This is a genomic window from Streptomyces jumonjinensis (assembly GCF_009600885.1).
Lineage (GTDB): Bacteria > Actinomycetota > Actinomycetes > Streptomycetales > Streptomycetaceae > Streptomyces > Streptomyces jumonjinensis.
In genome coordinates this window covers 36435-60993 of record NZ_VCLA01000111.1, presented here as the reverse complement: position 1 = coordinate 60993, position 24559 = coordinate 36435, and the positions used below count along the sequence as shown (strand labels likewise).

Sequence of the window (24559 nt, the reverse complement as noted above, 5' to 3'; positions counted from 1 at the left end):
GGGGGGGGGGAGCTCACCACAGCCGGGGGAGAGCCCGCCACAGCCGGGGGAAACTCACCACAGCCGGGGGGCTCAGAGCCGACTCAAGGAGTGCCGATGGGCAGCACCAAGCTCACGGGCTGGCCCCTGGCCATCGCCGTCTGCGCCGGTGTGTGGCTGGTGCACAACGGCTCCCAGAACGTCACCCCGCCCGTCCCCTCCGCCGCCGAGGCGTTCGCCGCCGGCCCGCACGCGTACTCCAGCGCCGCCGCCGACCCGCTTCCCCCGTCCGCGCCGCTGCGGCTGCGCATCCCCTACATCGACGTCGACACCCCCCTCATCGGGCTCGGTCTCGACCGCGAGGGCGGTCTGGAGGTGCCCCCGCCCGACGACGGCAATCTCGCGGGCTGGTACCGGAACGGCACGCCCCCGGGCGCCGAGGGCACCGCCATCGTCGCCGGCCATGTCGACAACGCCCGGGGCCCGGCCGTCTTCTACGGTCTCGGCGCGCTCAAGAAGGGCAACCGGATCGAGGTCTCGCGCCAGGACGGCCGGACGGCCGTGTTCACCATCGACGCCATCGAGGTCTACGAGGCCGACGCCTTCCCCGACCGCAAGGTGTACGAACCGAAGAACCGCGCCGAGCTACGGGTGATCACCTGCGGCGGCGGCTTCAGCGAGAAGACCGGCTACCGGGGGAACGTGGTCGCCTTCGCCCATCTCATCGGCGTACGCGAGACCACGGCGACCGGAACGGCGACCGGAACGGCAACCGACCCGGCAGCCGACCCGGCGACCGGTAACACCACCGGTAACGCCACCACCAGCACCACCGGAGACATCACCGGCAAGGCATGACCCCGGATGATCAGCGCCCCCCGCGACCGTCCCCGCTCCCCCAGCCACCGGGGCGCGGCACCCTGGCCGGACCGATCGGCCGGGTCCCGGTCACCACCGTCGCGCCGAGTTCGGCCGACCGCGCAGCCCGGGCCGTCAGCCCGCCCGCCGCCGCGATCCGGAGCGCCTCCGCCGTCTGGCGCTCGCCGGTCTCGAACAGCAGCGAACCGCCCGGACGGAGCCAGTCGTACGCCCCGCCCGCCACCCGCCGCAGCACATCGAGGCCGTCCGGACCGCCGTCGAGCGCGACCCGCGCCTCATGCAGCCGGGCCTCGGCGGGCAGCAGGCCGATCTCACCCGTCGGCACATACGGCGCGTTCGCCAGCAGCACATCGACCCGGCCGCGGAGCCCGCCCGGCAGCGGATCGTAGAGATCGCCCCAGCACGCCACCCCGCCCACGCCCGCGAGATTGCGCCGGGCGCAGCGCACCGCCGCGGGGTCGATGTCGGCGGCGTACAGCTCGGCCCGGCCCAGCTCCGCGGCGAGCGCCGCGCCCAGCGCGCCCGAGCCGCAGCACAGATCGACGACGACCGCGCCGGGCCGGGCGAGCTCGGCGGCCCGCCCGACCAGGAATCCGGTGCGGCGGCGGGGCACGAAGACCCCGGGGGCCACGGCGAAGCGCAGCCCCCGGAACTCGGCCCAGCCGAGCACATGCTCCAGCGGCAGTCCGGCGATCCGCCGTTCCACCATCGCGGCGAGCCGGGCCGGGCCGTCGGCCTCGGAGATCAGCAGTTCGGCCTCGTCCTCGGCGAAGACGCAGCCCGCCGTGCGGAGCCGGTCGACGATGGAGCTGTAGCCGTGCGGCGGAATCGATGGCATGAGAGCCTTCCGGGGCCGAAGGGCGTGCCCGGACAGTGGCTCCCCGGGCTGACGGATCCTACGCTGATCGCCCAGATACGACGGCGGAGTTCGGCTGTATTCCAGGGGGCTCCGGGGGGACCTCCCGAGCGAAGGGCGAGACGATGACGGGCTGGCGCAGCAGCGACATGCCGGATCAGCACGGACGTACGGCCGTGGTCACCGGGGCCAACAGCGGCCTCGGGCTGATCACGGCCCGGGAACTGGCCCGCAGGGGTGCGAGAGTGGTGCTCGCCTGCCGCAGCGAGGAGCGCGGCAGGGAGGCGGAGGAGCGGATCAGGGCCGCGCTGCCGGGCGCCGAGGTGGAGTACCGGGCGCTGGATCTCGCCGATCTCTCCTCGGTACGGGAGTTCGCGGCCGGTTATCCCTATGAGCGGCTCGATCTGCTCATCGACAACGCGGGGGTGATGGCCCTGCCGAGGGGCCGGACCGCCGATGGCTTCGAGACCCAGTTCGGCGTCAACCATCTCGGCCATTTCGCGCTCACCGGGCTGCTGATGCCGAAGGTGCTGAACACCCCCGGCGCCCGGGTGGTCAGCGTGTCCAGCGCCATGCACGCGCTGGCCAATGTGGACATGGGCGATCTCAACAGCGAACACCGGTACCGCCGCTGGATCGCCTACGCCCGCTCCAAGACGGCGAATCTGCTCTTCGTGCACGAGCTGGCGCGACGGCTGACGGTCGCGGGCTCCGATGTGGTCGTCGCCGCCGCGCATCCGGGGTACGCGGCCACCAATCTCCAGACCGCGGGGCCGCGGATGGAGGGACGGCGGTCCGCGGAGCGTTTCATGCGGGTCGGCAACCGCGTCTTCGCGCAGTCGGCCCTCGCCGGGGCGCTGCCGACGCTGTACGCGGCGACCGCGCGGGGGGTACGGCCGGACTCGTTCACCGGCCCGGGCCCGGTGGGCTGGCGGGGCTCGCCCGCCCCGTCGTGGCGGGCGAGCTGGACCCGCGACGATGTGGCGGGAGAACGGCTGTGGGTGGCGTCGGAGCAGCTCACGGGCGTGGTGTACGAGGGGCTGCCCCACTGACACACTGACCCGTCGGCCCTGAGCGCACCCTCACCTCACACCCGGCGCCTCACACCAGGTCCGACGCCTCGAACACCGCGCGCGCCGTGTCCGACTCGATCCGCTCGCGGAGCGTCCGGAGCACCGGGGAGCCGGTGCGCAGCAGCCCGCGCTCCCCGGCGACCCGCGCTCCCCGGTCGAGTTCGTGCCAGAGCAGCGGATTGGCGGCGAGGGTCGTCGGGTCCACCTCGACCCGGCGGCCCCGTACGTCCTTGAGCACGATCCGCTGGGCGATGCCGTCGCGGCGGGAGACCTGGGTGAGCAGATCGGTGCTGACCCGGCGTTCGCCAAGGAGTCCGCGTACCGAGAGCCAGTGGCGGCCAGCCGTCACCCGGGGCGGGAAGAGCACGACGAAGAGCGTCACGGCGAGCCCGGCCCAGAGCATGGAGCGCCCCGCTTCGACGGTTCCGGCGGCGAGGTCCACCAGATGGAGGAGCACGATCAGGCTCAGGGAGCAGAAGAAGGCCGCCCAGAGATCGTGCACCCAGCGCCGGTCCTCGGCGAGCACCACCCGTTCCGGGTCCCCCGGGCCGTCGCCCTCGGAGCCAGGCCCCGCGCCCTCCCCGGAGCCGGAGTCGGCCCCCGCGCCCTCCCCGGCTCTCGTTCCGTCCTGGAATCCGCCGTTCCCGCTCTCGCTCCCGCTCTCACTCTCCATGGGCGGGACGGTAGAACCACACCCCCTCCGCTGTCCGCATCGCCGTCAACCGCTGACGGATTCCGTACGCCGCGCGTCAATGTCGTGTGAAGACGGCCCGCCATAGCGCAAGGGTCATGACAAGAGGTCAGGTGACAGGAGAAAACGGCCCGCACGCTGGGGCTGCCCACCCCGCCCCGGCCGCCTTCAGGGCCTCCGGCACTCCGACCCGCCATCAGCGGAGGTTCCCGACACGATGACGACGCTCTCCACTCCGCCCTCGGGCGCCTCCGGCCGCCTCCCCGGCGAGGACGCCGCCGACAGCCCCTCCGGCGCAAAGGCCGCGAACCGGCCCTCTGGCGAAGAGCCCTCGGACCGGCCCCCCGGCGAGGACGCCGCGCACCGCCCACCCGGCGAAGACGCCTCCGACCGCCCCCCAGGCGTCACCCTCGCGGGCGAACGGCACCGGCTCACCGCGCTCCAGGGTCTGGCCGCCCTCTCCCTGGACGCGATGGCGTCGGTGGCGTACGGTCCCGAGGCCATCGTGCTCGTCCTGGCGACGGCGGGCGGCGTCGGCCTCGGCTACACCCTCCCCGTCACCCTCGCCATCGCCGCGCTGCTCGTCGTGCTGGTGGCCTCCTACCGCCAGGTCATCGCCGCGTTCCCGGACGGCGGCGGGTCGTACGCCGTCGCCCGCGCCCATCTGGGACGGCGCACCGGGCTGGTGGCGGCGGCCTCGCTGATCCTCGACTACGTCCTGAACGTGGCGGTCTCCGTCACCGCGGGCGTGGCCGCGCTCACCTCCGCCTTCCCCTCCCTCTACGACCACCGGCTGCCGCTCTGCCTCGGGGTGCTGGTCCTGGTCACCTCGGTGAATCTGCGCGGAATCGTCGATTCGGCGAAGGCGTTCATCGTGCCCACGGCAGTGTTCGTCGGCTCGATTCTGACCCTGATCGCGGTGGGTCTGTTCCGGGACGGCCCGGTCTCCACCGAGACGGCGGACGGCCATGCCTCCGCGCTCGGCGACAGCGCCACCACGGTCGGCGCGCTGCTGCTGCTCAAGGCGTTCGCATCCGGCTGCTCGGCGCTGACCGGGGTGGAGGCGGTCGCCAACGCCGTGCCGTCCTTCCGGGCCCCGGCCGCCAAGCGGGCCCAGCACACCGAGATCGCGCTCGGCGCGCTGCTCGGGGTGATGCTGATCGGCCTCTCGGTCCTCATCGGCCGCTTCCATCTCCAGCCGGTCGAAGGCGTCACCGTCCTCGCCCAGCTCGCCGACGCCTCGCTCGGCCACAACTGGGGCTTCTACGTCGTCCAGTTCGCGACCGTCGTCCTGCTGGCGCTGGCCGCGAACACCTCCTTCGGCGGGCTGCCGGTGCTGATGTCGCTCCTCGCCCGCGACAACTTCCTCCCGCATGTCTTCCGGCTGAAGGCCGACCGCGAGGTGCACCGCCACGGAGTGATCGCGCTGGCCGCCGTCGCGGCCCTGCTGCTGCTCTTCTCCGGCGGCGACACCAACACCCTGGTGCCGCTCTTCGCGATCGGCGTCTTCGTCGGCTTCACCGTCTGCCAGACCGGGATGGTGGTCCACTGGCGGCAGGAGCGCTCGGCCGGCTGGCGGCGCAAGGCGGTGCTCAACGGTCTGGGGGCCGTGCTGACCGGGGTGAGCGCCGTCGTCGTCACCGCCACCAAGTTCACCGAGGGGGCGTGGCTGATCGTGCTCGCGCTGCCCGCGCTGGTGCTGCTCTTCGAGCGGGTGCACCGCGCCTATGGCCGGATCGACGAGCGCATCGGGCTGGGCCGGGTGCCTCAGGCCCCGCGCCGGGAGCGCTCGCTGGTGATCGTTCCCGTATCGCATCTGTCCCGGCTGACCTCGGAGGCCGTGAACGCGGCGGTGTCGCTGGGGGACGAGGTGCGGGCGGTGACCGTCACCCATCAGGACGCGGAGGACCGCGCGGAGTCCAGGGCGCTGCGCCGGGACTGGGAGCTGTGGAATCCGGGCGTCGAGCTGGTGGAGCTGACCTCGGAGCACCGGACGATAGGGCGGCCGGTGTCGGAGTACGTACGCAGGATCTACCGGTACCACCCAGGCACCCGGGTCACCGTGCTGATACCGGAGGCGGAGCCGGAGCGGCTGTGGCAGCGGCTGCTACAGAACCAGCGCGGGGCGGTGCTGGCGCACGCGGTACGGCGGGACACGGAGGCGGTGATCTGCCGTCTGCGCTTCCGGCTGGCTGATAATGAGCGCGCGTCGAACTCCTGGGACCGTCGCTGACCTCGGTATCCGCACAGGTTCGACCTCTCGGCGTCATCTGTTGTTGACGCTCCGTCAACCGTGGGCCTCTAGGTTCCCTCGTCGCGCGACACCGCGCCGCCGCCCGGCGGCGCGGGCGGTCAACCAGTCCAACTGGAGCGATACGTGGAACGACGCGGCTTTCTGCGCACTGCGGTCATCGGCGGCTCGGCCGCCGCGCTCGGCGGCTCTCTGTGGCGCGACGCGGCCCTGGCTGCCCCGGTCCCGGCCCCGGGCACAGCCCCCGTCCCGATCCCGGACCCGGGCCTCGACGACCCGGCCCCGGACCCGGCGGCCGGTTCCCCAGCCCGCCCCGCCGCCGAGGATCCCGCTCAGCCCGGCCCCGGCCCCTATGGCGCGCTCGGCGCCGCCGACGCGAACGGCATCGCGCTGCCGGCCGGCTTCACCTCCCGGGTGATCGCCCGCTCGGGACAGCGGGTCACCGGTACGTCGTACAGCTGGCACAGCGCCCCGGACGGCGGGGCGTGCTTCGCGGACGGCGACGGCTGGATCTATGTCTCCAACGCGGAGATCGACCCCTCGGGCGGCGCGAGCGCGGTGCGTTTCGACCCGTCCGGCGCGATCACCGGCGCGTACCGGATTCTGTCGAACACCCGGCAGAACTGCGCGGGCGGGCAGACCCCCTGGAACACCTGGCTCTCCTGCGAGGAGGTGAGCCGGGGGTGGGTGTACGAGACCGACCCCTGGGGGGTGGCTCCGGCCGTGCGCCGGGACGCGATGGGCCGCTTCAAGCACGAGGCCGCCGCCGCCGACCCCGTACGCCGGGTGATCTATCTGACCGAGGACGAGTCCAACGGCTGTTTCTACCGGTTCGTCCCCACGGTCTGGGGCGATCTGTCGTCGGGCGTCCTCCAGGTGCTGACGGCGGGCGGCGCCACGTCGGGCTCCTTCACCTGGACGACCGTCCCCGACCCGGACGGCTCGCCGACCGTGACCCGCAGCCAGGTGCCGGGCGCGAAGAAGTTCAGCGGCGGCGAGGGCTGTTACTACGCCGATGACCGGGTGTGGTTCACCACCAAGGGCGACAACCGGGTCTGGCGGCTGAATCTGAACGCCGGCACCTACGCACTGGCCTATGACGACTCCCTGGTCAGCGGGGATGCGCCGCTGACCGGCGTCGACAATGTCACGGGCAGCGCCTCGGGCGATCTGTTCGTGGCGGAGGACGGCGGGGACATGGAGATCTGTGTGATCACCCCGGAGGGGGAGGTGGCGCCCTTCCTCCGGATCGGGGGGCAGTCGGCGTCGGAGATCACCGGCCCGGCGTTCTCCCCGGACGGGACCCGGCTGTACTTCTCCAGCCAGCGCGGTACGAGCGGCTCGTCGTCGGGCGGGATCACCTACGAGGTGACCGGCCCGTTCCGCGTCTGACCGGTCCGGCCAACGGCCAGGACCGGCCCGGTCCGCGTCCAGGGCCTGGCCGCTACCCCGTCGCCTCCGCCGGGGCGCCGCCCCTGAGCAGGGCGGCGCCCAGCGGGGTCAGCGTATGCAGTACGGAATTGCCGTGCCGCAGGGTCAGCACCAGGCCCGCCTCCCGCAGCACCGCCGCGTGCTGGCTGGCGGAGGCGAGCGAGACCCCGGCCCTGCGGGCCAGTTCGCTGGTGGTGCAGCCGTAGCGGATGGCCTGGAGCACGGCGGACCGGGTGTGCCCGACGAGCCGTCCGAGGGAGGGGGCGAGCGCGGCCTGCGCGCTCTCCCCGAAGGCCGGGTCGGGGCTGTGGGCGGCAGGATAGACGAGCACGGGCGGCAGCGCGGCGTCCCGGTAGACCACCGGGTTGCCCCGGCAGAAGAACGACGGCTGGAGCAGCAGCCCCCGCCCGTCCAGGCGCAGTTCGCGCTCGACGGGGTAGTCCGACTCCAGGACCGGTGCGCGCCAGCGCAGTACGGGCGGCAGCGAGCCCAGCAGTTCGGCGGCGCCGCCGTCGAGCAGCGCCCGGCCGCGCACCGCCCGGTCCGCTTCGACCCTGGCCTGTATATGAGCCCAGTACGGCTCGATCGCGGCCCGATGGTAGCCGCGGAGCACCGAGACCAGACGGGCGAGCGGCTCGCTCCGCCCCTCCGCGAGTCCGGCGAGGCGTCCGGCCCGCTCCGCGGTCCGTTCGGCCGCGCGGTCGGGGGCTTGTTCAGGAGGGTGGCCCGCCGACACCAGCTCCAGTTCGGAATGGAGGCGCTCGGGCCGGGTCGCCCGGATCGCCTCCAGCCCGGTGTCAAGGCCACAGCCGCCGGGCGGAGTGAGAAAGTCCGGGAAATAGCCCCGGGGTGGCACCAGAGCGGAGAGCAGGCTTGTTTCACCATTCAACCGCGATCGGGTTTCCGAGCGCCATTCGCCGAACATCTGAGCGCGGCGCCGCTCTCTCAATCGATGAAAGCTGAGAATCGTTTCCCACCACACATCCGGCCGGACGGCCATTCGCACTCTGGCTAGGTCGTCACCGGTGAAATGGATACGCAGCACTGAACCCCCACTGTTGCACCCGCAATCGCCCCCGATCATTGAGTATGCACGCCATCACAGGCCGTCACCACGGAGTTTCGGCCAGAGTTGAAATGCCTCGCCCAGGTCGGGTGCGAACCGAAAGGCTGTACGGCGTCGGGCAGGTTCCTTCTGTCTCCGAAGGATGGACGCGAAGACCGTGGGGGGCTTCGCACATCCGGCGGCGGGTGACAGAAGGTGCGGCTCCCTGTCCGGCTGGGGTAAATGGGGCGCGGCCCGTGGATGGGGATCCACAGGCCGCGCTCCGCCCGTTCTTTCGCAGGCGGACGACAGAAATTAGCGTTACGTCAAGATCCGCCCTACGGCGGAGTAACACTCCGCAGCCATCAATTCAACAAGGTGTTTACGCGTGGCCGAAATAAACATAACGGCCCTTCGGTATCCGATGCGACGGTGCGCCGGAAGGGCCGGAGCGACGGTCCGGCGGTACGACGGAGCAGCCGGTACGACGGTCCGGCGGAGCAGCCGGAGCAGCCGGTACGACGGTCCGGCGGAGCAGCCGGTACGACGGAAGGGGCGGGCGGCCCGCACAGGCCGCCCGCCCCTTCCTGGTGCTCCGGAGCCGCCGCCGGCCGGGGGCGAGGGAAGGGATCGGCCGTCGGCGGCTCCGGCGTCAGTTGGTCACTGGGCGCCGCCGGGCGCCAGAGCCGCCGCGCGGCCGGCCTCCAGCCGCGCCACCGGAATCCGGAACGGCGAGCAGGAGACGTAGTCGAGGCCGACCTCGTGGAAGAAGTGCACGGACTCCGGGTCCCCGCCGTGCTCACCGCAGACGCCCAGCTTCAGATCGGGCCGGGTGGCCCGCCCCGCCGCCACGGCGGACCGCACCAGCGCGCCCACCCCGTCCTTGTCGATCGTCTCGAACGGCGAGACCCCGAAGATGCCCTTCTCCAGATACGCGGTGAAGAAGCTCGCCTCCACATCGTCCCGGGAGAAGCCCCAGACGGTCTGGGTGAGGTCGTTGGTGCCGAAGCTGAAGAACTCGGCGGCCTCCGCGATCTGCCCGGCCGTCAGCGCGGCACGCGGCAGCTCGATCATCGTGCCGAGCGCGAGCTTCAGCCGGGCCCCGGTGGCGGCCTCGACCTCGGCGATGACCCGCTCCGCCTCGTCCCGGACGATCTCCAGCTCCTGGACGGTGCCCACCAGCGGGATCATGATCTCGGCGCGCGGGTCGCCCTTGGCGTCCTTGCGGGCGGCGGCGGCCTCCGCGATCGCCCGTACCTGCATGCCGAAGAGACCGGGGATGACCAGACCGAGCCGTACGCCCCGCAGCCCCAGCATCGGGTTCTGCTCGTGCAGCCGGTGGACGGCCTGGAGCAGCCGCAGATCGTTCTCGTTGTGGTCCTCGCGGGACTCGGCGAGGGCCACCCGCACGGAGAGCTCGGTGATGTCCGGGAGGAACTCGTGCAGCGGCGGGTCGAGCAGCCGGACCGTGACCGGCAGCCCGTCCATCGCCTCGAACAGCTCGATGAAGTCCTGCCGCTGGAGCGGGAGCAGTTGATCCAGCGCGGCGGTGCGCTCGGCGTCGGTGTCGGCGAGGATCAGCTTCTCGACCATCTCGCGGCGCTCGCCGAGGAACATGTGCTCGGTGCGGCAGAGCCCGATGCCCTGGGCGCCGAAGCGGCGGGCCCGCAGGGCGTCCTCCGCGTTGTCCGCGTTGGCCCGTACGCGCAGCCGGCGCACCCGGTCCGCGTACGCCATGATCCGGTGCACGGCGGCGACCAGTTCGTCGGCGTCGTCCGCGCCCGCGTGCATCCGGCCCTCGAAGTACTCGACCACCGGCGGCGGCACCACCGGCACCTCGCCCAGGTACACCTTGCCGGTCGAGCCGTCGATGGAGACGACGTCGCCCTCCTCGACCACGGTCGCGCCCACGGTCAGCCGCCGTCGCTTGGTGTCGACTTCGAGCTCCTCGGCCCCGCAGACACAGGTCTTGCCCATCCCCCGGGCGACCACGGCGGCGTGTGAGGTCTTGCCGCCGCGCGAGGTGAGGATGCCCTCGGCGGCGATCATGCCGTCGAGATCGTCGGGGTTGGTCTCCCGGCGGATGAGGATGACCTTCTCGCCGGAGCGCGACCATTTGATGGCGGTGTACGAGTCGAAGACGGCCTTGCCGACGGCCGCGCCGGGCGAGGCGGCGATGCCCCGGCCGAGCAGCTCGACCTCGGCCTCCTCGTCGAAGCGGGGGAACATCAGCTGGGCGAGCTGGGCTCCGGTGACCCGCTGGAGCGCCTCGGCCTCGTCGATCAGGCCCTGGTCCACCAGCTGGGTGGCGATACGGAAGGCGGCGCCCGCCGTCCGCTTGCCGACCCGGGTCTGGAGCATCCACAGCCGGCCGCGCTCGATGGTGAACTCGATGTCGCAGAGATCCCGGTAGTGGTTCTCCAGCGTCTCCATGATCTGCATCAGCTGGTCGTACGACGCCTTGTCGATCTTTTCGAGCTCGGCGAGCGGAACGGTGTTGCGGATGCCGGCGACGACGTCCTCGCCCTGCGCGTTCTGGAGGTAGTCGCCGTAGACGCCCTGCTGGCCGCTGGCCGGGTCCCGGGTGAAGGCGACGCCGGTTCCGGAGTCGGGGCCGAGGTTGCCGAAGACCATGGAGCAGATGTTGACGGCGGTGCCCAGATCGCCCGGGATGCGCTCCTGGCGGCGGTAGAGCTTGGCGCGGTCGCCGTTCCAGGAGTCGAAGACCGCCGTGACCGCGAGATCCATCTGCTCCCGGGCGTCCTGGGGGAAGTCCCGCCCGGCGTGGTTCTTGACGATCTTCTTGAACTGCTTGACCAGCTTCTGGAGATCGGCCGCGTCCAGATCGGTGTCGACCGCGACCTTCTTGGCGGTCTTGGCCTCCTCCAGCGCCTCCTCGAAGAGGTCGCCGTCGATCCCGAGGACGGTCTTGCCGAACATCTGGATGAGCCGGCGGTACGAGTCCCACGCGAAGCGCTCGTCGCCCGCCTGCCGGGCGAGCCCGGCGACGGAGTCGTCGGAGAGGCCGATGTTGAGGACGGTGTCCATCATGCCGGGCATGGAGAACTTGGCGCCCGAGCGCACCGAGACCAGCAGGGGATCATCCGTCTGGCCGAGCTTCTTGCCCATGTGCCGCTCCAGGGCGCCGAGGTGCGCACTCACCTCGTCGCGGAGGGCGGCGGGCTCCTCGCCGCTGTCGAGATAGACCCGGCACGCCTCGGTGGTGATCGTGAAGCCCGGAGGGACGGGCAGTCCGAGGTTGGTCATCTCGGCGAGGTTCGCGCCTTTGCCGCCGAGGAGGTCCTTCAGATCCTTGTTGCCTTCGGTGAAGTCGTAAACGAACTTCTGATCGGGATGATCCTTGATTTCCGACACGGCTCTCGGCTCCAAGAGGCTCGGTGGCTGCCCTGACGGCGAGGAACATACCCAGATCGAAGGCGTCTGGGTACGCCCGATCGGCCGTCATACGGCCGTAACCACCCGTCCGCCAGCGGATCGAAAGAGCCCCCGGAAGCGGGGCCTTCAATACCGTCGCTTCAAGCCTTGAACGCATCCCCTACCCAAGGCGACAGCGGACGGTGCTTCATCGACGGATGGTGCCGGGTCGCTTGAGAGGGTGAACCCAAGAAAGGTGGCACCCAGTGCCACCCTTCCGAGAGGTGCAGTCGCACCGTTTCCGCTCATCTGAGCGGATCACTTATCAAGAGTGGCGAGAATCACGCGTCGGACGGAGCCTCCCGGTCCGCCATGCGGACCGGAAGCCGTACGTCCGGCCGATCCGCCGCTCCTCGGGCGAGCGCGGGTCAGCCGCCCGAAGTGTCCAGTTCGGCGTCGGCGCCGACACCCGCGCAGTCGTAGGGGTCCTTCAGCCAGCCGTCCGGGAGCACCACCCGGTTGTTCCCCGAGGTACGGCCGCGCGGGCCGTCCGCGCCCACGGGCCAGGACTGGTCCAGATCCAGCAGCGCCAGCCCCTCGTCCAGCTCGGCGAGCGAGGAGGTGATCGCCAGCCGCTTGCGCATCTCGGAGCCGACCGAGAAGCCCTTCAGATACCAGGCCACATGCTTACGGAAGTCGATCACTCCGCGCGCCTCGTCGCCGATCCACTCGCCCAGCAGCTCGGCGTGGCGCCGTATCACCCCCGCGACCTCCCGCAGGGTCGGCGCGGCGAAGGAGCCGGTCCCCTCGAAGGCGGAGACCAGATCGCCGAAGAGCCAGGGCCGCCCGAGGCAGCCGCGCCCCACGACCACCCCGTCGCACCCGGTCTCGCGCACCATCCGCAGCGCGTCGTCCGCCGACCAGATGTCGCCGTTGCCCAGCACCGGGATCTCGGGGACATGCTCCTTGAGCCGGGCGATCGCCTCCCAGTCCGCCGTGCCGCCGTAGTGCTGGGCGGCGGTCCGCCCGTGCAGGGCGATGGCGGTGACCCCCTCGTCGACCGCGATCCGGCCCGCGTCGAGATAGGTGATGTGATCGTCGTCGATGCCCTTGCGCATCTTCATGGTGACCGGCAGCGCTCCGGCGTTGCCGACCGCCTCATGGAGGATCGCCCGCAGCAGGGGCCGCTTGTACGGGAGCGCCGACCCGCCGCCCTTGCGGGTCACCTTGGGGACCGGGCAGCCGAAGTTCAGATCGATGTGATCGGCGAGATCCTCGTCCACGATCATGCGGACCGCCTTGCCCACGGTCACCGGGTCCACCCCGTACAGCTGAATCGACCGGGGCGTCTCGCTCGCGTCGAAGTGGATCAGCTGCATGGTCTTCTCATTGCGCTCGACCAGCGCCCGCGTCGTGATCATCTCGCTGACGAAGAGCCCCTTGCCCTGGGAGAACTCCCTGCACAGGGTGCGGAACGGCGCATTGGTGATCCCTGCCATGGGCGCGAGCACCACCGGCGGCTGTACCGAGTGCGGGCCGATGGTGAGCGTCGGGGAGGGCGACGGGGCGAGCGTGGTCATCCGTCCATTGTCGCGTATGGCCGAAGTACGCCGGGCGCGGATCATCAGCCGGCCGTACGATCGGCCCATGTCCGAGCTGACATCCCGACGACGGCTGCTCGTGCTGGCGATCTGCTGTATGAGCCTGCTGATCGTCAGCCTGGACAACACCATCCTCAATGTGGCGCTGCCCTCCATCGGCCGGGACCTGCACGCCACCGTCTCCGGTCTCCAGTGGACCATCGACGCCTACACGCTGGTGGTCGCGTCGCTGCTGATCCTCATGGGCTCCATCGCCGACCGGATCGGGCGACGCAAGGTGTTCATGGCCGGTCTGGTGCTCTTCACCCTCGGCTCGCTGCTCTGCTCCCTCGCCCCGAGCCTGGAGGCGCTCGTCGCCTTCCGGGCGATCCAGGCGATCGGCGGCTCGATGCTCAATCCGGTCGCCCGGTCGAGCATCAGCAACACCTTCACCGACCCGGGCGAGCGGGCCCGCGCGATCGGGGTCTGGGGCGGGGTGGTCGGCATCTCCATGGCGGCGGGACCGCTGGTCGGCGGGCTGCTGGTGGACTCCGTCGGCTGGCGTGCCATCTTCTGGGTCAATCTGCCCGTGGGGATCGCCGCACTGCTGCTGGCCTGGCGATTCGTGCCGGAGTCCCGGGCGCTGCGGTCCCGGCGGCCCGACCCGGTCGGCCAGCTCCTGATCATCGTGCTGCTCGGCTCCCTCACCTACGCGATCATCGAGACGAGCCTTGCCGCCGGGGTGCTCTCGGCCCTCGCGCTCGCGGGGTTCCTGATCTACGAGCCGAGGCGTGCCGAGCCCCTGATCGATCTGCGCTTCTTCCGCAGCGCGCCCTTCAGCGGGGCCACGGTGGTGGCGGTGTGCGCCTTCGCCGCCATGAGCGGTTTCCTCTTCATCAACACCCTCTATCTCCAGAGCGTACGCGGCTACTCCGCCCTCCACGCCGGGCTCTACATGCTCCCGATGGCGGTGCTGACCTTCGTCTTCTCCCCGCTGTCGGGACGGGTGGTGAGCAGTCGCGGACCCCGGCTGCCGCTGATGGTCGCGGGGGTCGCGATGGGATCGTGCGGGGTGCTCTTCGCGGCCTTCCCGGCGGAGACCTCGGACCCGCTGCTCTTCACCGGCTATGTGCTCTTCGGCATCGGCTTCGGCGTGGTGAACACGCCGATCACCAATACGGCCGTCTCCGGGATGCCGCTCTCCCAGGCCGGGGTGGCGGCGGCCATCGCCTCCACCAGCAGACAGATCGGGACGACGCTCGGCGTCGCGGTGATCGGGGCGGTGCTGGCGGCGGGCATCTCGGCGGGGGTCCGGTCCCCGGCGTACGGACAGGAGTTCCTCGCGGCGAGCCGCGCGGCCTGGTGGGTGATCGCGGGGTGCGGGCTCTGCATTCTGCTGGTGGGCACGGCGACCACCGGGACCTGGGCCCGCCGCACGGCCCAGCGCTGCGCCGACCGCCTGGTCCCCCCGGCCCCTCAGGAGACCCCCTCCCGCGCGGGGACCTGACCCGCCGCCCCGACCTGCGCGCCGCCGGCCTCCCGAGGACGACGACATGACGAACATGCATACGGTCACGATGTGTCCCAACACCCTGTGGTGCTCGGTCACATGCTCCGCGAGGATGCGGTGGATGAGGACCAGTGGAGCGTGCGAGATATGCGGGACAGCGCTACCGGGCCCGAGCGGCAGCGGCGGACGGCCCGCCAGATACTGCTCCGGCGCCTGCCGCCAGCGCGCCTTCCGGAAGCGGGCCGCGCCGACCGGCCGGGACCACTCCCATCCGGACCACCCCCGTCCGGACCACTCCCATCCGGACCACTCCCATCCGGACCGTTCCCATCCGCGCCACTCCCGTCCGGACAGCGGGACTCCGGTCCGCCCGCTGCTGGGCCATGAGCCCGTCCGCGCGCTCGACTCCTTCATCGGCCGCCGCCGCGAGCTCTCCCGGCTGCGCGCCCTGCTGAAGACCTCCCGGCTGCTGACCCTCACCGGCCCCGGCGGCGTCGGCAAGACCCGCCTCGCGCTCGAATTCGCCCACTCCCTGCGCCGGACCACCCGGCTGGTCGAACTCGACTCGGTGGCGAGCGGCGCCGAGCTGCCCCAGGCCGTCGCCGCCGCGCTCGGCGTCGGCGAGCACGGCGGACGCAGCGGCGCCGACGCCATCGCCCACGCCCTGGCGGACCACCGCGTCGTCCTCGTCCTCGACAACTGCGAGCATCTGGCCGAGCACTGCGCCCGGTTCGCCGCCGAGCTGCTCGGCCGATGCCCCCGGCTGCGGATCGTCGCCACCAGCCGCGAGGTGCTGCGGGTCCCCGGCGAAGTGGTCTTCCGGGTCGGGGAGCTGCCCGTCTCCCCCGCCCTCCCCAGCCGCTCCGAGGGCCCCTCCGGCCAGGAGCGGACCCCCGACGCCTTACGGCTCTTCCTGGAGCGGGCCGCCGAGCGCTCCCCGGGATTCGCGCCGACCGCCGCCGGCGCCGCCGCCATCGCCGAGATCTGCCGTCGCCTCGACGGCATGCCGCTCGCCATCGAACTCGCCGCCCGCCGGATCGGGGCGCTCTCCCCGGACGAGATCCTCACCGGTCTCGACGACCAGCTCAGCCTGCTCACGGACGGCAGCAGAACCGGCCCGGGACGCCATCGCGAGCTGTCCGCCGCGATCGACTGGAGCCATCGGCTGCTCGATCCGCAGGAGCAGACGCTCTTCAGGCGGCTCGCCGTCCTCGCCGGAGGATTCGACGCCGAGGCCGCCGCAGCCCTCTGCGCCGAGGAGGGCGACGGCACGGCCCGGGTGCTGCGGACGCTCTGCGCCCTGGAGGCCAAGTCCCTGGTCGTCCGCATGCCCGGCGGCGAGCCGGGCGCCGCCGGGCCGACACCGGCCCAGGACGGCACCCCACCGGCCCCGGCCCAGGACGGCGGCCGGGCCAGATTCCGGCAGCTCAGCCCGATTCGCGCCTACGCCCTGGCCAAGCTCGCCGAGTCCGGCGAACTCCACGACACCTGGCGGCGCGCGGTCGCCTGGCTGTCCGCCCTGGTCGAGCCCGCCGCCCATGAGACCTTCCCCGACCAGACCCGGGGCCCGCAGACCCGGGAGCGGGAGAACCTCGCCGCCGCCATCGCGTACGCCGCCGCCCACGGCCGCCCCCCGCATCCCCCGCTGGCGCTCGCGCTGGCCCGTGTCCACTTCCAGACGGATCAGCCGAGCGCCACGCGCGCCCTGCTGGAAGGGAACCCGGCGCGGGACACCCCGTACGAGGCGATGGGGCTCGCGCTCGCCGCGCGGGCCGCCTGTCAGCAGGCGGACCCCACAGCGGCGCTGCGCCTCGCCGAGCGCGCGGTGGCGGCCGAACGCCGCCGGGGCGAACCCGCGGGTCTCGCCAACGCCCTGGACGCCCGCGCCGCCGCCCGGCTCCGCGAGGGCGCGTTCCCCGCCGCCATCGCCGACTTCACCGAGTGCGTGGCCATCGTCAGCGCCCTCGGCCGCCCCGCCGACGAGGCATGGTGCAGCCACCATCTGGCCTGGGCGCTGCTGCACGAGGGGCGGGCGGCCGAGGCGGGCGCGCTGATGGACGCCTGTCTTCCGGTGCTGACCGCGCAGCACGCGTGGTGCCGGAAGGCGGCGGCGCTCCACACCGCCGGTACGGTACGGCTGGAGCTGGACGATCCCGCCACGGCGGGGGAGCTGTTCACCCGGGCGCTGCGTGTGGTGCCCCGGATGAGTTTCCACGCGCTGTACCCGCTGGAGGGGCTGGCCATCGTCGCGGCCGAGGAGGGGGCCATGAAGCGTTCGCTACGGCTCTTCGCGGCGGCGGCCGTGGCACGCGCCCGGCTGGACAGCTCGCCCGACCCGGTCTGGCGGCGGCGGATGGAGGAGGCGGCGGCCACCGCCGAGGCGGCGCTGCTCCCGGCCGCCCGCAGCGGCGCGAAGGCGAGCGGGCGGCGGCTGAGCTGGCAGCAGGCGCTGGCGTACGCGCTCGGGGACGACGCTCCGGCGGCCGGGGGGCTCCGGGAGAATCCGCTGACGGCGGCGGGAGGGCAGATCGAGGCGCTCACCGGACGGGAGAGCACCATCGCCGAACTGGTCGCCGAGGGGCTCACCAACCGCGAGATCGGGACCCGGCTGGGGGTGTCGGCGAGCACCGTCGCCACCCACCTCGACCGGGTCCGGGACAAGCTGGGTCTGCGCTCCCGCACCCAGATCGCCCTGTGGGTGGCCCGTGCCCGGCACCACCCCGCCCCCGGCCACGAGACCCGCGCACAGCCCTGGCGCACCGCTCCCGACCGCGAGCCGCTGTGGGGGGAGGTTTCGTAACGTCTCCAGGATCGCCGGTCATCCGATCGATCCGCCGCCGCGCTCCCGCTGTCAGGCTCCTCTCATCAGGGCACTCCCCGGAACGCACCGCCTAGCGTTCCGGGGGGTGCCCTGATGAGCGATTCGTCACCCACGGAGACGCGAGGAGACCCCGCAGATGCCCCACCAGCAGACCTCGGACGGCCAAGACCACAGTGCCGAGCACTCCGCCGTGAACCGGTCAGGCTCCAGAAGGACGTTCATCAAGGCGAGTTCGGCCACGGTGACCGCCGCCGCTCTCGGCACGGTCGCGGTACAGGTCAGCCCCAGCGCCTCCGCCAGACCCCTGACGGTCGTGGACGAGGCTCTCCGCGCCGGACGGCCGGTGTCCCTCACCCCCGCCTGCGACGGGCACGAGACGCCCGCCGCAGCGGAGGGGCCGCTCTTCAAACCGGAGTCGCCCGAGCGGACGAACCTGATCACCCCCGGCATCCGGGGCGTGGAGCTGGAGTTCACCGGCACGGTCTACGACACGGCCTGCACGCCGATACCCGGCGCGCTGATCGAGTTCTGGCAGTGCGACCAGAACGGCGACTACGACACCACCGGCTACTCGCTCCGCGGACATCAGTACAGCACCAGCCGGGGCGCCTTCACCCTGCGCACGATCATCCCCCGTGACTACACGGGCCGTTGGGGCACCCGCACGCCCCATATCCACACCAAGGTGCAGACCCCGGGCGGCCCGGTGCTGATCACTCAGCTGTACTTCCCGGACGGGACGCAGGCGTACGGACGGGACTTCGCCGCCCTCAACGCCGGCGACGGGCTCATCAACCGGGCCTGCACCATCGCGCTCACGGGCCCGGTGAACGGCTCGTACAAGGGCGCGTTCGACTTCGTCGTCAAGACCACCGCGCCGTAGCCGGCCGTACCGAAGGGATTCCCGTGATGAAGACGCATACGCCGGCCGGAGGGCTGAGGGGCCTGCGCTGGCCCGCGCTGACCGCCGCGCTGACCGCCGCGCTGACCGCCGGGGTCATCGGGCTCGGCGGCGTGGTCGCCGCCGACACCGGGCAGGGCACGTCCACCGTGCCCGGCGCGTCCGCGCCGAAGACGCCGGCCGGGCGCTGGGCGGCCACGCCCGTCCCGGTGGAGAAGGGCGACCTGACGGCGGTCGCCGCGCTCGGCCGCGACAAGGTGTGGGCCGTCGGCTACCGGCTGATCGGCAACTCCGGCGGCGAGCCGGTGGCCCTGCGCTGGGACGGCTCCGCCTGGAAGGAGGAGTCCAAGCTGCCGGCCGGCACCTGGCCGCAGGCGCTGTCGGTGGGGTCGGAGAGCGATATCTGGGCGGCCGGTTCCGGCACCGCCCACTGGGACGGCACGACCTGGACCCGGCATGCGCTGGCGGCCGACGCCAGCGGCGGCCGGGTCGCGCCGGACGCGCTGGCGAGGTCCTCCGACGGGACGGTCTGGGCGGTAGGGCGGGCGGTGCCGATGTCCGTCAAGAACGGTGTGCCCTCCATCCAGTCGTGGAACGGAACGGCCTGGCAGGCCCACACCCTGCCCGAGGTGGGCAAGGGCGAGCTGACGGCGCTCACCGTCGTCGCCCCCGACGACATCTGGGCGGTGGGCTCGTCCTTCGCCACCGGCGCCACCCCTCAGAGGGCGCTGGTGCTGCACTGGGACGGCACCGCCTGGAAGCAGGTCGACGCCCCGGCGGGCCCGGCGGGCGAGCACCGCTGGTTCGGCGCCGTCACCGCCACGAAGTCCGGCGCGGTCTGGGCGGTGGGCGGCAGGCTCTCGGCCGATGGGGTGGAGCGTCCCTTCACCGCGCGCTGGAACGGCGAGAGGTTCACGGCCGTGGCCGCACCCAAGGTCGCCGACGGCAGGCTGCGCGCGGTGAGCCAGTCGACCGACGGCACGGTGTGGGCGGCGGGCGGCAAGGGCGCGGTCTCGGTCCTGCTGCGCTGGGACGCGGGCGACCGCCGCTGGGAGCGGGAGGCCGACCCGGCTCTTCAGGTACGGGGATTCACCACGGTGCCGGGCAGCAGGGCGCTGTGGACGGTGGGCATCGCCAAGGAGGGTGACATGGTGCCGTCAGTGGCCCGTCTCACCCCCTGACGCACCACAGCGGCATCGCCCCCTGGCGCACTCCTGACGTACCAGTACGGCAGCCCCCACTGCCGTACTCCGATGCGGCAGCCCCCTGCTGCCGCACCGCGGACGGGGCCTCCCCCCCCACCCGTGCGTACGTCCCGCCTCCCCGCCGGCGTACGCGCGGGCACCGTGCCCCGGACGCGCGAGAGCTGTGAGCCCCGGACCGATTCCCGGTCCGGGGCCCACAGCTCGTTCAACGACTACCGCAGACGGTCAGCCCTGCCCGCCCTGCGACTCCTGCGCGGAGTCCTGGGGCTCGGCGGAGGCGTCCTGCGCCCGCTCGCGCATCTTGCGCACGAGATCCGCCTTCTGCTCGGCGGCGTTCTTGCGGTCGGCCTGGGTCGCGGGGCCGTGGCCCTGCTGATCGGCGCGGGACAGCTTCTTGCGCTGTCCGCCCACACCGAGGAGATTGTTGCGGCTCTTGGCCATGGGAGTCTCCCATTCAAGGGTGAGAAGTGACTGTGGGGATCGTCAGACGAGGGCGGTCGGTGATCGCCGCTCTCTCACTCGTAGATCTGGAAGAACGAAGACATGCGGGTGACGTTACATGCCCGGAGGGCGCGGACGCACCCGAGTATGCGGCGGCTCCAGCGCGAAAGGACCGGCCGGGCGATGTGCCCGACCGGTCCTTCACACCGTGTGCCGAGGGGTCAGCAGCCGATCAGCCGCGCGCCCAGGTACGACTGGATCTGGTCCAGCGACACCCGCTCCTGCGTCATGGTGTCGCGCTCGCGCACGGTCACCGCGTTGTCGTCGAGGGTGTCGAAGTCGACGGTCACACAGAACGGCGTGCCGATCTCGTCCTGACGGCGGTAGCGACGGCCGATGGCGCCCGCGTCGTCGAAGTCGATGTTCCAGTTCTGCCGCAGGTCCGCCGCCAGGCCCTTGGCCTTCGGCGAGAGCTGCGGGTTGCGGGAGAGCGGCAGCACCGCGACCTTGACCGGCGCGAGGCGCGGGTCGAGGCGCATCACGGCGCGCTTCTCCATGACGCCCTTGGCGTTGGGGGCCTCGTCCTCGCTGTACGCGTCGAGGAGGAAGGCCAGCATCGCCCGGCCGACACCGGCCGCGGGCTCGATGACGTACGGCGTCCAGCGCTCGCCGGCCTCCTGGTCGAAGTACGACAGGTCGTGGCCGGACGCCTTGGAGTGCGCGCCGAGGTCGTAGTCGGTGCGGTTGGCGACGCCCTCCAGCTCGCCCCACTCGTTGCCGCCGAACTGGAAGCGGTACTCGATGTCGGCGGTGCGCTTGGAGTAGTGGGAGAGCTTGTCCTTCGGGTGCTCGTACCAGCGCATGTTCTCTTCGCGCATGCCGAGGCCGGTGTACCAGTTCCAGCGCTGGTCCATCCAGTACTGCTGCCACTCCTCGTCCTCGCCCGGCTTGACGAAGAACTCCATCTCCATCTGCTCGAACTCGCGGGTGCGGAAGATGAAGTTGCCGGGCGTGATCTCGTTACGGAACGACTTGCCCATCTGCGCGATGCCGAACGGGGGCTTCTTGCGCGAGGTCTGCTGCACCTGGCCGAAGTTGGTGAAGATGCCCTGGGCGGTCTCGGGGCGCAGATAGGCGATGGAGCCGGAGTCCGCGGTGGGGCCGAGGTGGGTGGAGAGCAGACCCGAGAACTGCTTGGGGTCGGTGAAGGTGCCCTTGTTGCCGCAGTTGGGGCAGTTGAGGTCGGCCAGGCCGTTCTCGGGGGCGCGACCGCCGTGCTTCTCCTCGTACGCCTCGATCAAGTGGTCGGCGCGGTAACGCTTGTGGCAGGAGGTGCACTCGGTGAGCGGGTCGGAGAAGGTCGCGACATGGCCGCTGGCCTCCCAGACCTCGGAGGCCAGGATCACCGACGAGTCGATGCCGACGACGTCCTCGCGCGAGGTGACCATGTAACGCCACCACTGGCGCTTAAGGTTCTCCTTCAGTTCCACACCCAGCGGCCCGTAGTCCCAGGCGGCGCGCTGACCGCCGTAGATCTCACTGCACGGGTAGACGAAGCCACGGCGCTTGCTGAGGCTGACGATGGTGTCGATCTTGTCGGCGGCCACGGTGCTCTCTTCATAGATGACGGCGACGAACGGCGAATGCTTCAGATTACCGGCGTGCGCACCCCCTGGATCAAATCGGTGGCGGCAGGGGGTCCGCGGGGGGCGTCCCGGGGGCCGGACCGGGGGTCGCACCCCGGGTCACACCGAGGCTTTGTTGACAATCGTTTCCACTTTTGTTGAAAATGACTGTCATGAACGTACGACGCCTCATACGCACCACCGCCACCTCGGGAGCCCTGATCCTCGGTGTGACGGCGGTCGCCGCCTGCTCCTCCGTCTCCTCGGACGGCAGGGAGGACGGCAAGCTGAAGGTGGTGGCGTCGTTCTATCCGATGCAGTTCCTCGCCGAGCGGATCGGCGGCGAGCATGTGACCGTCTCCACCCTGACCAAGCCGGGTGTCGAGCCGCATGATCTCGAACTCAAGCCCCGCCAGACCGCCGAGCTGAACGACGCGGGCTACCTCCTCTACCTCAAGGGCCTCCAGCCCGCCGTGGACAAGGCCATCGACCAGGCCGAGGTCCCCCACAAGACCGATGCCGCCGCCCTCACCGAGCTGGAGATCCACGGCGGAGCGGACAGCGGCGGCGAAGAGGCCCACGACGATCACGGCGGCGAGGAAGGCCACAGCCACGAGGGCGGCGACCCCCACATCTGGCTCGACCCGGTGAAGTACGCCGAGGTCGCCGACGGCGTCGGCAAGGCCCTCCAGAAGGCCGACCCGGACCACGCCGACGCCTACCGCGAGAACACGAACACGCTGGTCAGCGAGTTGAAGAAGCTCGACGCCGACTATCGGCAGGGCCTGGCGGACACGGCCGCCAAGACTTTCATCACCACCCACACCTCCTTCGGGCATCTCGCCGAGCGGTACGGACTGGACCAGGAGGGCATCGCGGGCATCAGCCCCGACGCCGAGCCCAGCCCCGCCCGGATCAAGGAGCTGCACACCCTCGCGGAGAAGGAGAACGTCACCACCGTCTTCTTCGAGACCCTCGCCGACGACCGCACCGCGAAGACCCTCGCCGGGGACACCGGGCTGAAGACCGCCGTCCTCGATCCCCTCGAAGGCATCACGGACGCGTCCCAGGGCGACGACTACATCGAGGTCATGCAGGCCAACCTCGCCGCGCTCCAGAAAGCCCTGGGCGCGAAGTGAACCGGCGATCGGAGACCGCGGTGAGCGACCCCGCCATATCCCCCCTGTCCGCGTCCGACCCGGTGATCACCGTCCGCGGGGCCCGGGCCACGCTCGGCGCGCGCCCCGTGCTGCGCGGCGTCGATCTGACCGTGGAGCGCGGCGAGGTCGTCGCCCTCCTCGGGGCCAACGGCTCCGGCAAGTCGACCGCCGTACGCTCCGTGATCGGCCAGGTGCCGCTCACGGACGGCGAGATCGCGCTGTTCGGCACCCCGCTGCGCCGCTTCCGCCAGTGGTCCCGGGTCGGCTATGTGCCCCAGCGCACCACCGCCGCCAGCGGGGTGCCCGCCACTGTGCGCGAGGTCGTCTCGTCGGGCCGGCTCTCGCGCGCCCGCTTCGGACTGCTCTCCCGGGCCGACCGGGCGGCCGTGGACCGGGCCATCGGACTGGTCGGCCTCGCCGACCGCGCCGGCGACTCCGTGAGCGCGCTCTCCGGCGGCCAGCACCAGCGGGTGCTGATCGCCCGCGCGCTCGCCTCCGAGCCCGAGCTGCTGATCATGGACGAGCCCATGGCGGGCGTGGACCTGGCCAGCCAGGAGATCCTCGCCGGGACCCTGCGCGACCAGGTCGCGGCCGGTACGACCGTCCTGCTCGTCCTCCATGAGCTGGGCGCGGTCGAGCCGCTCATCGACCGCGCGGTGGTGCTCCGCGACGGCTGTGTGGTCCACGACGGGCCGCCGCCGAAGGCCGTGGGCCAGCATGCCCTCCCCGGCCACGACCATGTACATCCGCACGCGGCCCATGAGCCGCTCCGCACGGGACTGCTGACCTGATCATGGAAATCCTGGAGACGGCCTTCATGCAGCGGGCGCTGATCGCCGCCCTGCTGGTCGGCATCACCGCGCCCGCCATCGGCATCTATCTGGTGCAGCGCCGCCAGGCCCTGATGGGCGACGGCATCGGCCATGTCGCCATGACCGGCGTGGGCCTCGGCTTTCTGCTCTCCACCAGCCCCATCTGGACGGCGATGGCGGTCTCGATCGCCGGAGCGGTCACCATGGAGCTGATCAGGGCGTACGGGCGGACCCGCGGCGACATCGCCCTCGCGATGCTCTTCTACGGCGGCATGGCGGGCGGCGTCATGCTGGTCAACATGTCCGACACCGGCTCCACGGGCGATCTGAGCGCCTTCCTCTTCGGCTCGCTCTCCACCGTCTCGGACGCCGACCTCTGGGCGATCGGGCTGCTCGCGGCCTTCGTCGTACTGGTCTCGGTGGGACTGCGGCGGCAGCTGTTCGCGGTCAGCCAGGACGAGGAGTTCGCCCGGGTGACCGGGCTGCCGGTGCGGGCGCTGAATCTGCTGATCGCCGTCACCGCCGCGGTCACGGTCTCGGTCGCCATGCGCGTGGTCGGGCTGCTGCTGGTCAGCGCGCTGATGGTGGTCCCGGTGGCGGCGGCCCAGCAGCTCACCCGCTCGTTCCGGACGACCTTCGTGCTCGCGGTGGCGATCGGCGTCGCCGTGACCCTGACCGGCACGACCGCCTCGTACTACCAGGACGTGCCCCCGGGCGCGACGATCGTGCTCCTCGCCATCGCGGCCTTCATCGCCCTGACCGCGCTCGCCGCTCCGCTGGCTCGGCGGCGGGCCCGGCTGGCCGAGGCCGCCCTGGGCGTCCCCGGGGACCCGGCGGGATGCGTCGCCGGGGTCCCGGACGCACGCCGTCCCGGCGACGACGTGAGGGTCTGACGCCGGGCCTGGCAGAATTGGCCCTGACAGC

17 protein-coding genes and 1 pseudogene are annotated in these 24559 nt (G+C 71.9%); 11 read left to right on the top strand and 7 right to left on the bottom strand.

The genetic code is table 11. The annotated features are described in order from the left end of the window. Nucleotides 1-96: 96 nt before the first annotated feature. A pseudogene (locus tag FF041_RS13025) lies at nucleotides 97-714 on the top strand (class F sortase); the annotation flags it as partial. Between the two features lie 133 nt (nucleotides 715-847). Here the strand turns inward: FF041_RS13025 and FF041_RS13020 are convergent. Beyond that, entirely contained in the window at nucleotides 848-1696 is an 849-nt protein-coding gene (locus FF041_RS13020; protein WP_153522983.1) for a putative protein N(5)-glutamine methyltransferase, read from the bottom strand. Nucleotides 1697-1839: 143 nt separating this feature from the next. Between FF041_RS13020 and FF041_RS13015 the strand changes: the two genes are divergently transcribed. Next, entirely contained in the window at nucleotides 1840-2766 is a 927-nt protein-coding gene (locus FF041_RS13015) for an oxidoreductase (RefSeq protein WP_153522982.1), read from the top strand. Between the two features lie 49 nt (nucleotides 2767-2815). Here FF041_RS13015 and FF041_RS13010 read toward each other — a convergent pair whose 3' ends face one another. After that, nucleotides 2816-3460 carry a hypothetical protein gene (locus tag FF041_RS13010; RefSeq protein WP_228388177.1) on the bottom strand — a complete coding sequence of 215 codons (645 nt, stop codon included), beginning with the start codon at nucleotides 3458-3460 and terminating at the stop codon, nucleotides 2816-2818. Between the two features lie 235 nt (nucleotides 3461-3695). On the opposite strand from FF041_RS13010, the gene FF041_RS13005 reads away from it, so the two are divergent. Continuing rightward, nucleotides 3696-5711, top strand: a complete 2016-nt coding sequence (locus FF041_RS13005; protein ID WP_153522981.1) for an APC family permease — start codon at nucleotides 3696-3698, stop codon at nucleotides 5709-5711. Nucleotides 5712-5855: 144 nt separating this feature from the next. Beyond that, nucleotides 5856-7121 carry an alkaline phosphatase PhoX gene (locus FF041_RS13000; protein WP_323391820.1) on the top strand — a complete coding sequence of 422 codons (1266 nt, stop codon included), beginning with the start codon at nucleotides 5856-5858 and terminating at the stop codon, nucleotides 7119-7121. A 52-nt stretch (nucleotides 7122-7173) separates the two neighbouring features. On the opposite strand, the gene FF041_RS12995 is transcribed toward FF041_RS13000, so the two are convergent. The 3 genes from FF041_RS12995 to dusB form a co-directional block, all read right to left on the bottom strand. Then, nucleotides 7174-8205 carry an ArsR/SmtB family transcription factor gene (locus FF041_RS12995; protein WP_323391819.1) on the bottom strand — a complete coding sequence of 344 codons (1032 nt, stop codon included), beginning with the start codon at nucleotides 8203-8205 and terminating at the stop codon, nucleotides 7174-7176. A gap of 660 nt (nucleotides 8206-8865) precedes the next feature. Then, nucleotides 8866-11580: a pyruvate, phosphate dikinase gene (gene ppdK, locus FF041_RS12990; RefSeq protein ID WP_323391818.1), complete on the bottom strand. Its 2715-nt coding sequence runs from the start codon at nucleotides 11578-11580 to the stop codon at nucleotides 8866-8868. Nucleotides 11581-12008: 428 nt separating this feature from the next. Further along, complete coding sequence (gene dusB / locus FF041_RS12985) at nucleotides 12009-13160, bottom strand: tRNA dihydrouridine synthase DusB (protein ID WP_153522978.1); 1152 nt, start codon at nucleotides 13158-13160, stop codon at nucleotides 12009-12011. A 67-nt stretch (nucleotides 13161-13227) separates the two neighbouring features. On the opposite strand from dusB, the gene FF041_RS12980 reads away from it, so the two are divergent. From FF041_RS12980 to FF041_RS12965, 4 genes are all read left to right on the top strand, one after another. Next, nucleotides 13228-14667 carry an MFS transporter gene (locus FF041_RS12980; protein ID WP_153522977.1) on the top strand — a complete coding sequence of 480 codons (1440 nt, stop codon included), beginning with the start codon at nucleotides 13228-13230 and terminating at the stop codon, nucleotides 14665-14667. A gap of 124 nt (nucleotides 14668-14791) precedes the next feature. Next, nucleotides 14792-17470, top strand: a complete 2679-nt coding sequence (locus FF041_RS12975) for an ATP-binding protein (RefSeq protein ID WP_228388176.1) — start codon at nucleotides 14792-14794, stop codon at nucleotides 17468-17470. Between the two features lie 157 nt (nucleotides 17471-17627). Next, the gene (locus FF041_RS12970; protein WP_153522976.1) at nucleotides 17628-18374 is read left to right on the top strand and encodes a dioxygenase family protein; all 747 of its coding nucleotides are present in this window, start codon (nucleotides 17628-17630) and stop codon (nucleotides 18372-18374) included. 26 nt (nucleotides 18375-18400) lie between these two features. Then, the gene (locus tag FF041_RS12965; protein ID WP_153522975.1) at nucleotides 18401-19573 is read left to right on the top strand and encodes a ligand-binding sensor domain-containing protein; all 1173 of its coding nucleotides are present in this window, start codon (nucleotides 18401-18403) and stop codon (nucleotides 19571-19573) included. Nucleotides 19574-19822: 249 nt separating this feature from the next. Here FF041_RS12965 and FF041_RS12960 read toward each other — a convergent pair whose 3' ends face one another. Continuing rightward, the gene (locus tag FF041_RS12960; RefSeq protein WP_153522974.1) at nucleotides 19823-20038 is read right to left on the bottom strand and encodes a DUF6243 family protein; all 216 of its coding nucleotides are present in this window, start codon (nucleotides 20036-20038) and stop codon (nucleotides 19823-19825) included. A 221-nt stretch (nucleotides 20039-20259) separates the two neighbouring features. Next, nucleotides 20260-21645, bottom strand: coding sequence for a glycine--tRNA ligase (locus FF041_RS12955; protein ID WP_323391817.1), 1386 nt, complete (start codon nucleotides 21643-21645; stop codon nucleotides 20260-20262). Nucleotides 21646-21836: 191 nt separating this feature from the next. On the opposite strand from FF041_RS12955, the gene FF041_RS12950 reads away from it, so the two are divergent. Genes FF041_RS12950 through FF041_RS12940 form a run of 3 tightly spaced genes read left to right on the top strand, consistent with a single transcriptional unit; the run spans nucleotide 21837 to nucleotide 24528 of the window. Then, on the top strand, nucleotides 21837-22802 hold the full coding sequence (locus tag FF041_RS12950; RefSeq protein WP_153522973.1) for a metal ABC transporter substrate-binding protein: 966 nt from the start codon (nucleotides 21837-21839) through the stop codon (nucleotides 22800-22802). Between the two features lie 20 nt (nucleotides 22803-22822). Next, nucleotides 22823-23614 carry a metal ABC transporter ATP-binding protein gene (locus tag FF041_RS12945; protein ID WP_323391816.1) on the top strand — a complete coding sequence of 264 codons (792 nt, stop codon included), beginning with the start codon at nucleotides 22823-22825 and terminating at the stop codon, nucleotides 23612-23614. Nucleotides 23615-23616: 2 nt separating this feature from the next. Beyond that, entirely contained in the window at nucleotides 23617-24528 is a 912-nt protein-coding gene (locus tag FF041_RS12940; protein ID WP_153522972.1) for a metal ABC transporter permease, read from the top strand. Nucleotides 24529-24559: the final 31 nt, after the last annotated feature.

Coding starts and splice junctions, on each gene's coding strand:
- FF041_RS13020 (WP_153522983.1), bottom strand. CDS start 1,696: ATGCCATCGATTCCGCCGCACGGCTACAGCTCCATCGTCGACCGGCTC.
- FF041_RS13015 (WP_153522982.1), top strand. CDS start 1,840: ATGACGGGCTGGCGCAGCAGCGACATGCCGGATCAGCACGGACGTACG.
- FF041_RS13010 (WP_228388177.1), bottom strand. CDS start 3,460: ATGGAGAGTGAGAGCGGGAGCGAGAGCGGGAACGGCGGATTCCAGGAC.
- FF041_RS13005 (WP_153522981.1), top strand. CDS start 3,696: ATGACGACGCTCTCCACTCCGCCCTCGGGCGCCTCCGGCCGCCTCCCC.
- dusB (WP_153522978.1), bottom strand. CDS start 13,160: ATGACCACGCTCGCCCCGTCGCCCTCCCCGACGCTCACCATCGGCCCG.
- FF041_RS12980 (WP_153522977.1), top strand. CDS start 13,228: ATGTCCGAGCTGACATCCCGACGACGGCTGCTCGTGCTGGCGATCTGC.
- FF041_RS12975 (WP_228388176.1), top strand. CDS start 14,792: ATGAGGACCAGTGGAGCGTGCGAGATATGCGGGACAGCGCTACCGGGC.
- FF041_RS12970 (WP_153522976.1), top strand. CDS start 17,628: ATGCCCCACCAGCAGACCTCGGACGGCCAAGACCACAGTGCCGAGCAC.
- FF041_RS12965 (WP_153522975.1), top strand. CDS start 18,401: ATGAAGACGCATACGCCGGCCGGAGGGCTGAGGGGCCTGCGCTGGCCC.
- FF041_RS12960 (WP_153522974.1), bottom strand. CDS start 20,038: ATGGCCAAGAGCCGCAACAATCTCCTCGGTGTGGGCGGACAGCGCAAG.
- FF041_RS12950 (WP_153522973.1), top strand. CDS start 21,837: ATGAACGTACGACGCCTCATACGCACCACCGCCACCTCGGGAGCCCTG.
- FF041_RS12940 (WP_153522972.1), top strand. CDS start 23,617: ATGGAAATCCTGGAGACGGCCTTCATGCAGCGGGCGCTGATCGCCGCC.